We start from the raw sequence: 7,994 nt of genomic DNA on the forward strand, positions 1-7,994 counted from the left end.
CGCTTGCTGCCGTTCGTGCGTTGAACAAGTTAACAGGGCTCGGCATGCCCGTAACTCGTAAAGTTAGCTAAAACATGGCTTAAATTGGGTAGATCTGTTGTTTTCCTGATTTGATCAACAAAGCCTTTTGCATCTGCTAATTGGCAAAGAAAGAGATAGGGTGCGAACCCTAGACGGGGCGGACGGCAAGTCTTCAGCCGAGCGAAGCGAGACAACGTTGCCAGCCGAAGGCGTTTTTGGCAACGGCCCGGAGGGCGCAGTAAATCCTCTCATACCCAGAGCGCTCCGCCACATTCGAAGCCCTGTCGTCAGACAGGGCTTTTCTCGTTTTAGGGCGTCCTCTGCCTCTCGCGACACCTCTGGATACCTATCTTTCCTTGGTATTGTCGTGTGGCGTCTCACTGACAATACACAATGTCGGCCAATTTCTCGTGAAGCTGTTCTTTGTTCAATAATTGATTGAATATATATATGAAGTTGTATTGAATGGGAGCCTTAACGGAGTCGTTTTCCGTTGCGATGCGAAATGGTAAGTTGCAGGAGATGACATGGAAATTGTTGAGGCGAATGAATCAATTCGAGGTGCTTTGAATCAGTTTTATCGTGAGCAGGATTATCACAGTGGCTGGAGTCATGATGAACGAGCATTTATTGCAACAAAGAATGATGAAATTATCGGTTCTGTGAAAGTTGAATCCTGCCATGGCATTTCAATTTTGCGTGGAATGTACATCGCCGAAAAATATCAAGGGAAAGGACTGGGCTCTGACTTCATCAAACATATCGAGCCAATATTGAATGAAACCCTCTCATATTGTATGCCGCTGTCTCATCTTAATGCGTTTTATGGGCAGATTGGTTTTGAAGAGATTCCCCCAGACCAATTGCCAGGCTTTCTTGTTCAGAGATATCGAGGTTATGAAAATCGGGGTTACCGGATCATCGCTATGCGTCGAGAGAAAAGTTGTTCACTATCGTCATGATAGTCATTCTGGGCGCTGAATCAGTTTAAAGGGAATTCAGGATAAAATGCAGATGGAAATCGTATTTGTACGGCATGGTGTTCCCGATTACGCACTGGCCGATGAAAGAAAAATGTCGCAGTTGGAAAAGGATTATGCGCCACTGCACCGGGACTACATTCGCGATATCAAAGCGCTCGCGAGTGATCCCGTCTTCAATGGGTCCACAGTCATCGTTTCGTCGCCATATACCAGAGCACTGCAAACCGCAGAAATTTTAAATCGGCAGTTTCAACTCGATCTGTTTATAGAGCATGATTTGCGTGAGTGGCAGGCGGATGTTTCCGGAGGCTATATTGATATCGAGGAGCGCGACAGGCGTTGGTTCGAATATCGCGATCACCTCAAACAAGGTACTGTGCCTGAGGACGTCAGTTATGAACAACACGAACAACTCAGGACGAGAGCGTTACGTGTGCTCGGTCAGTATCTTGGTTATAAAAAGGTGATTGTTGTGTCGCATTTTAATGTGCTGGAGAGCCTGTTGGGTTTTCAGGAAAAAGGAATTGGTTGTGGTCAGTACCAATACTTCAGTTATGAGCGAGCAATCGCAGGCTGCAGTAGGCGGGAGAGATCGTGAAATAAGAGGGGTTAGCTTGAATGTAATCTGTCAGTATTGTTTCCTCGATGTAACTCAACCCGACTGGCTCTCAAGCATTGGTTATGTCCCATGGCTGCTTAGCGTAAAACTTATGCAAATTTTGTTTCTCTTATTTTGAATGAATTTCTAAGCAGGCTCAGCCGTGTGGGTAGGGTGAGAGCGTGAGTTAACAAGTTGTAAAACCTCCACATGAAAGGCATGTTGGGATCTACAAAAAGAGTAATTTTCAACCACTTTCCACAGGTGTAAAATGTATGAAGTGTCTAATAATTACTCAACCAGCCCGAGGGAATTTACGGGGGTTCAAAAAGTGAACATACGTGCTCTCACCCTGGGGGGGGTGGGCGTTGCGCCCGCCTTTCTTCAGGGCGAGCGCAGCCTGGAAGTGATCACGCTGTGTTTCACTTCAATGGATTACCGCCTGAGTTCGGTCATGCGTTGGCACAGGCCCCGTCCTGAAAGGCGCAACAGGCTTCCATCCCGATGATCGCGGGTTGGATGTTGACAAACGTCGATAGAACTTTTGACCGGGATATTGTTTTGTGGATCAACAGCTTGCCTTGGTGATCCTCACCGTGGATACTGAAGCTATGTTTGGCTAAATCAATGCCATAGACAGATAGTGACATGGTGGCCTCCGGCGATTTTGTAATTAGACATACCAAGTGTGGCAAAGTCTGATGAGGGGGAGTCCATGCCATTCGTTAGGAATATTAGGAGACTATGTGAAATTAAACGGTTTTTTGACGTGTAACTTTAGACCTAGAGATTATAGCGGGGATGACTCTGATATTTTCGACTTAGATATTTCTGCTATAACTCAGATCTCAAACCTATATTCTAACAACCTAGTTCATGGTTCTGATAAGCACTATAAAATTGACATCGATTGGAATAAATTGGTTGATGCAGTTACAAAAAGTTATGATCTTAATAGTGAGTATTACGCAATTATAGAAGGGCAAAGGCGCAAAATCCTTGCTCAATTTAGAGTTGATACTAATGAAGCCAGTGCTTGGGGTAGAGTTGAATTGCCAATCACTTTACATTTGTCTGACATTAATGAGCTTAATGATGCTTTTGAAGCTTCAAAAAAATTACTAATGGACATTTTTTTAGTGGCTAACATCAGCATGCCGGGTGTGCTTGATTTATATAATTCAACATTGGCAATAGAACATGCTGAGTATAAATTTAATTTGTCACATTTCTACTTCTCCCAATCTATTAACTCAACAGTTGAAGGGCCTATAGCACTGTCAACAACGTTGGAAGTCGCAACAGTAAAGAGTTGGTTTGATAATTTGAATATCGGCTCAAAGCTAGAGTCAGAACATTCAATTGAAAGAGCTATTTTCTCCTTGTTGCATATATGCCACCTTGATGCTGATGTAAGTATGGTATCGTGGGTTTTTCATGCTTTAGAAGCTATTTACGGAACTAAATCTGGTCGGGGCTTCCACGATATCGCATCTAAGGCAATATTTTTGCTAGATATTCCTGTAAATAAGCAAAAGCGCTTTAAAGCTGATTTACGTAAGCTCAATGACCTACGAAGCTCATTTATACATGGAGGATACAAGGTAGTTCACCCGTTAAACAAAGAATATGATTTAGCGGTCTTTGAATTGCTGGAATTTGGTGTACTTATCATCATCAATAGTATCCAGATATTAGCTTATAAAAAGTGGGTTGAGCTTAGCGTGCAGGAAGTGTTTGTTGGTGTTCCTCAAACATATTCCTAACAAATAAGGATACGTGTCGCGCAGCCGACACTTCTATCCGGGTGTTGGACAAGCCCGGACAGCCTTATTAAGTTAATTGCTCGATTGGGGGTTGGCGGGCGTTGCGCCCGCGGCTTTCTTCAGGGCGAGCGCAGCCTGGAAGCGATCACGCTGTTTTTCACTTCAATGGGTTACCGCCTGAGTTCGGTCATGCGTCGGCTTTCTCCTGGTTGCGGTCAGTGCCATTCTCCTTATTCTGTTTGCCTTTTCTGGCTACCTCGGCCGGGTGATGCCAACACAGCACATCGTATGCCGGCAGTTTGGGCAATCCCGGCTGGCTTTCTGTGGCCCGCTTTTCACGGGCAGCTGCCATGCCGGCAAGCCGAGCAACATCAGTTGGAGGGTGAGCCGCAGTGCTTTCGCACTGCCATGCAGCAGGCCATAGTCCCGCACCCGTTGTAACCCTTTCGGCAGCACATGCTGCAAGATCAACCACAGGAACTGCACCACCGGCAGGATACGTGTCGCCGGTTACAACGGCGTTATAACACAGTATTAACTCCTTGCTCCCAATAGCTACTTGAACTATTATTTGTACGTAATTTTGTACTATTTGGAGTTCAATATGAGTCGTATTCATTTCGACAAAGATATTCAGCCTCTGTCTGAATTTCGTGCAGGCGTAGCCTCATTTATAAAGCAAATCAATGAGACTCGTCGTCCATTGGTTATTACTCAACGTGGTAAAGGCGTCGCTGTTGTTCTTGATGTTGCAGAGTATGAAGCAATGCAAGAGAAGATTGAACTACTTGAAGAAATGCGTACAGCTGAAGCTCAACTTGCGTCTGGTTTGGGTGTTTCGAATGAAGATGCTCGTGCTCAGGTACTGGGGCGTATCAAGAAATGAAAGTAGTGTGGTCTCCATTAGCTTTACAGAAGCTTGGTGATGCGGCTGAATTTATCTCATTGGATAATCCAGCGGCAGCTGGAAATTGGGTAAATGAAGTTTTCGACCAAACGGAGCTACTTGGAACCATGCCTGAAATGGGGCGTATGGTTCCAGAAATGCCTAATACACATTATCGTGAAATCATTTTTGGTCACTATCGCATCATTTATAGTTTAAGCCATGAAATTCGCGTACTAACGGTGCGAAATTGTCGTCAAATCCTGACGGAAGATGACGTCTAAAGGCTGTGTTATAACAAATAAGGATACGTGTCGCGCAGCCGACACTTCTATCCGAGTGTTAGACAAGCCCGATCCCCACTCACCGGCGCAGGGCTTTGCCGAAAGTGTCTGTCAACATATCGACCAAAGGGGCACGATGGCCCGCATTTCCCTGTGCCAGTGCCTCGTTGGCTAATCCGTGCATGGCATGAAATATCATCAGCGCCGTCATTCGGGGATCGGGCGTCTGCCAGGCATTGGCCTGCACGCCGCTTTGCAATAAAGCACACAACTGTTCAATGACCGGGTTATCGGCCATGAGTTGCCGATCTTCACTCGGGCGGACATCCTCGAAAAGCATGTCATGGCGCAAAATCTGCCCCAACAATCCATCCAGTGCAGTTGCAAACCAGGTGCGCAATTGCGATTCCCAGTCGTCGGGCGGGCAGTGGGCGAGGGCAGTGTCAATCTGCTCGCAAAAAGACACCATGAAACGCTGCTGCAAGGCACGCAACAAGGCATCGCGGGACTTAAAGTAAATATAAAAGGTGCCTTTGGCGACCTGGGCGGCTGCGGCAATATCTTCGATCCGGGTGGCTCGAACGCCCTGGGTAAGGAATAAGTGCTCTGCCGCATCCATCAGCGCGGCGCGGCGGGTATGCGGGGCCCGGGTCCGATGGCGCTGCGGTGTTTCCGCAGCGTTGGTGTTGGCGGTTGTACGATCAGTCATTTTCTCGGTCATCGCAGGTATTCAAAGCCGCCATGATTGCAGTTGAATTGCAAGTCTGTAAAGCCTTGTTCTTGAAATCAATACCGGGATGACTTCGAAGAGCGGTGAAGCATTGCGTTGGTCGGATCATGCCGGTGCTCCTTCACGTCTTTTTGTCGTACATCGCTCAGCAGGATCTTGTTCTGAGTTGTGTGCTTCTGGGTGCGCCTGCGCAAGGTCAGCCAATGCAATGATCTGTGTCGGCTGCCAGATTGCCGGATCCCGGTGGGTGACCAGAATGACGGTCGCTGGTAAATTGCGGACCACTTCGGCAATTCGGCGCTCGGTTTCTTCATCCAGTGCGGCGGTTGCTTCGTCCAGAATGAGGATTGGTGCTCCTTTAATCAGCGCGCGCGCGATGGTAACCCGCTGTCTTTCGCCTCCGGATAGTGCCCCGCCTTGGTGGCCGACGGTCTGATGAATGCCCTGCGGCGAGCGGTCGATGACGCTACCCAGCATGGCCCGGCGTGCTGCCGTCGTGACATCTTCGTCACTGGCTTCGGGTCGGCTCAGACGGATGTTTTCCGCTAGGGTGCCGGTGAACACGATGGGATCTTGTGCCACATACGCGATGTGTTTGGACAGATCGGCATATCGCATTTGGTTAAGCGGGACGCCGCCGAAGGTGATCACGCCGCGTTGCGGATCATCAAAGCGCATCAGCAACTCAAGCAAAGTACTTTTCCCGCAACCGCTCGGGCCGGAGATCACCACGGTTGCGCCGGGTGGGATGTCCGCACTGATCCGGCTGAGGGCGGGCGCCTGACTAATGTGTTTCAGGACGATATGGTGTCCGTCAGGTTGCGACGCTGAGCGGTGTGATGGATCCGGCAGCGTTGGGACGGCAATGATCTGACGGTAGTCGTTCAATGCAGCGCGCAGATCGTTGATGCTCAACCCGGCCAATGCAAGCTCTCCCAACGGCGCTGCTGCCCGTGCTACCAGAACCAGCAGGGCGAGTGCCAGCGCTGGTTCGGTGATACCGGCAACGGCGAGATAAGCGGCGATGCCGGCCAACGGCAAGGCACTGGCGATGGAAGAGACCAGGGTTGCTCTGGCTGCGGCACGGGTGGTCCCAGCCAGAACGCTTTCCTGGGTTTGCCATTGTTGTTCGAGTCGGGCGATCGCTCGCACGGGCCCGGCCGTGGTGCGCAGCAGCTCCAGATGATCAACGAACTCTATAGTCGCTTGTGCGGTGCCTTTGTCGGCATCATGCCTTTTTTTGTCGGCTTGGCTGAGTGCCCGTTGCGCCTTGAACTGGATAACCAGTGACAGGGTCAGCAAACAGCCGACGCCCAACGCTACGGCCGGTCCGGTTAGCCATGCAATCCCGGCGACCAAAAATAGCGGGATCAGCGGCGCGTGCAGGAAGGTTTGCAGCTGGTGGGCAGGAATGCTCATAAAACCGGGAATTCCCCGGCCTGCCAGCATGGCCACTTGGGTGCGATGCGCATCAGTAAACCAGGAGAGCTTGGCCTGGCCCAATGCCTGGCCTAAGGCAGCGAAGAGATCTCCGGCCAGCCGAACCCCCGAGAAAAAGCCGGCGCGTGTCACCCAGATGGTCGCCAGCACCGCGACACTGGCGGTGAAGACCACCCATTCCGGGGATTGCTGTGTCGCAATGGCCCACGCCAGCACGGTATAGGCAGCAGCTTCCAGCGCGGCAACCAGACACCAGCCGAGGCTAATCCACAGGAGACGGCGTCGGGCATGCGCCGGAAATGCCGGGTGCGTGGGGTTGGATGGGGTTGCTGAGACTGTGGTCATGCCTGTAATTCCTCCTGTTCGATAGCCTTCTGTTCGATAGTCTTCTGTTGGGTGGCACCTTTGAGGGTGATTTGTGCATCGGCCTGGGCGGCCAGCGCCGGATCGTGGGTAACCATTACCAGAGTTTTGCCTTGGGTGTGAGCGAGATGCAGCAGGGCTGCCATGAGCTGATCCGCACTCTGGCGGTCTAAGGCGCTGGTCGGCTCGTCCAGGAGGATCACGGGGGCCGGACTCAAAAATAGCCGGGCAAGCCCGACCCGCTGTTGTTCGCCGCCAGACAGCAGCGCGGCATCGGCGTCTAAATCGACCTGGATCCGGGCCTGGCTCAGGGCTGCGTTCAGTTGTGCGTCGGTGGCATTCGGCGCGGACAGCAAGAGGTTTTCCCGCACTGTAGTGCTGAGTATTGGGGTGTTTTGTGGAACGAGTTGGATATTCAGGTGGCGGCCCTGTTCATCCAGTTCAGCAATATCCGTCCGGCCCAGATGAACAATACCGCTATCTGCCGGCTCGAACCCGGCGAGTACGCGGAGCAGGGCGGTTTTTCCGGTGCCGCTTGGTCCGGTGATTGCCGTTAGGGTTCCGGGGGCGAACCGGTAAGACAGGCGATGAATGAGCGGGCCGTGATCTGTCTTCAGGCTGACTTCTTCCATCTCAAGTACGGCGTCATCAACCAGCGTCGCAGTTTCTCCGCTGGGCAGAGCCGGTTCACGTAGCAATTCGGCGACGCGCCCGGCAGCGGCGCGTCCGGCGGCAACATAGTCAAGCCCATGCCCGAGCCGCAGTGATGGTGTGACGATCGCCAGGCCAAAAAATAGGACCGCAGCCATCGCCGCCGGATTGAGCTGATACGACACCAGATAAGCAATAGCGAATGTTGCAACGGCCTGTAGCAGCGCGATCGCAATCGCAGCAGCGGTTGCCACATGGCTGACCCAGGCCAC

General features: G+C 51.2%; 9 protein-coding genes and 1 pseudogene. 5 read left to right on the plus strand and 5 right to left on the minus strand.

Translation table 11 applies throughout. The features are described from left to right. Positions 1 to 548: 548 nt before the first annotated feature. Complete coding sequence (locus tag VV869_RS24160; protein WP_337737508.1) at positions 549 to 983, plus strand: GNAT family N-acetyltransferase; 435 nt, start codon at positions 549 to 551, stop codon at positions 981 to 983. A 52-nt stretch (positions 984 to 1,035) separates the two neighbouring features. Next, the gene (locus tag VV869_RS24165; protein WP_337737509.1) at positions 1,036 to 1,602 is read left to right on the plus strand and encodes a histidine phosphatase family protein; all 567 of its coding nucleotides are present in this window, start codon (positions 1,036 to 1,038) and stop codon (positions 1,600 to 1,602) included. A 452-nt stretch (positions 1,603 to 2,054) separates the two neighbouring features. Here VV869_RS24165 and VV869_RS24170 read toward each other — a convergent pair whose 3' ends face one another. Continuing rightward, positions 2,055 to 2,252: a hypothetical protein gene (locus VV869_RS24170; RefSeq protein ID WP_337737510.1), complete on the minus strand. Its 198-nt coding sequence runs from the start codon at positions 2,250 to 2,252 to the stop codon at positions 2,055 to 2,057. Positions 2,253 to 2,348: 96 nt separating this feature from the next. On the opposite strand from VV869_RS24170, the gene VV869_RS24175 reads away from it, so the two are divergent. Then, complete coding sequence (locus tag VV869_RS24175) at positions 2,349 to 3,368, plus strand: hypothetical protein (protein ID WP_337737511.1); 1,020 nt, start codon at positions 2,349 to 2,351, stop codon at positions 3,366 to 3,368. A gap of 252 nt (positions 3,369 to 3,620) precedes the next feature. Here VV869_RS24175 and VV869_RS24180 read toward each other — a convergent pair. After that, positions 3,621 to 3,875 (minus strand): annotated as a pseudogene (locus VV869_RS24180) (transposase); the annotation flags it as partial. A gap of 97 nt (positions 3,876 to 3,972) precedes the next feature. Between VV869_RS24180 and VV869_RS24185 the strand changes: the two are divergent. Both VV869_RS24185 and VV869_RS24190 read left to right on the plus strand, forming a co-directional pair. Further along, the gene (locus VV869_RS24185; protein WP_337737512.1) at positions 3,973 to 4,254 is read left to right on the plus strand and encodes a type II toxin-antitoxin system Phd/YefM family antitoxin; all 282 of its coding nucleotides are present in this window, start codon (positions 3,973 to 3,975) and stop codon (positions 4,252 to 4,254) included. Beyond that, the gene (locus VV869_RS24190) at positions 4,251 to 4,538 is read left to right on the plus strand and encodes a type II toxin-antitoxin system RelE/ParE family toxin (RefSeq protein WP_337737513.1); all 288 of its coding nucleotides are present in this window, start codon (positions 4,251 to 4,253) and stop codon (positions 4,536 to 4,538) included. Before VV869_RS24185 ends, VV869_RS24190 begins: the two co-directional genes overlap by 4 nt. Positions 4,539 to 4,617: 79 nt before the next feature. Here VV869_RS24190 and VV869_RS24195 read toward each other — a convergent pair whose 3' ends face one another. The 3 genes from VV869_RS24195 to VV869_RS24205 all read right to left on the minus strand — a co-directional run. After that, positions 4,618 to 5,247 (minus strand): TetR/AcrR family transcriptional regulator, encoded by a 630-nt coding sequence (locus VV869_RS24195; protein ID WP_337737514.1) that lies wholly within the window; start codon positions 5,245 to 5,247, stop codon positions 4,618 to 4,620. Between the two features lie 126 nt (positions 5,248 to 5,373). Further along, the gene (locus VV869_RS24200) at positions 5,374 to 7,053 is read right to left on the minus strand and encodes an ABC transporter ATP-binding protein (protein WP_337737515.1); all 1,680 of its coding nucleotides are present in this window, start codon (positions 7,051 to 7,053) and stop codon (positions 5,374 to 5,376) included. Further along, the coding region (locus VV869_RS24205) for an ABC transporter ATP-binding protein (RefSeq protein WP_337737516.1) at positions 7,050 to 7,994 on the minus strand (945 nt) is incomplete at its 5' end. The genes VV869_RS24205 and VV869_RS24200, both read right to left, overlap by 4 nt.

This window comes from Photobacterium sp. MCCC 1A19761 (genome assembly GCF_037389125.1).
In the GTDB taxonomy this organism is placed as follows: domain Bacteria; phylum Pseudomonadota; class Gammaproteobacteria; order Enterobacterales; family Vibrionaceae; genus Photobacterium.

Coding starts and splice junctions, on each gene's coding strand:
- VV869_RS24195 (WP_337737514.1), bottom strand. CDS start 5,247: ATGACTGATCGTACAACCGCCAACACCAACGCTGCGGAAACACCGCAG.
- VV869_RS24190 (WP_337737513.1), top strand. CDS start 4,251: ATGAAAGTAGTGTGGTCTCCATTAGCTTTACAGAAGCTTGGTGATGCG.
- VV869_RS24165 (WP_337737509.1), top strand. CDS start 1,036: ATGGAAATCGTATTTGTACGGCATGGTGTTCCCGATTACGCACTGGCC.
- VV869_RS24200 (WP_337737515.1), bottom strand. CDS start 7,053: ATGACCACAGTCTCAGCAACCCCATCCAACCCCACGCACCCGGCATTT.
- VV869_RS24170 (WP_337737510.1), bottom strand. CDS start 2,252: ATGTCACTATCTGTCTATGGCATTGATTTAGCCAAACATAGCTTCAGT.
- VV869_RS24185 (WP_337737512.1), top strand. CDS start 3,973: ATGAGTCGTATTCATTTCGACAAAGATATTCAGCCTCTGTCTGAATTT.
- VV869_RS24160 (WP_337737508.1), top strand. CDS start 549: ATGGAAATTGTTGAGGCGAATGAATCAATTCGAGGTGCTTTGAATCAG.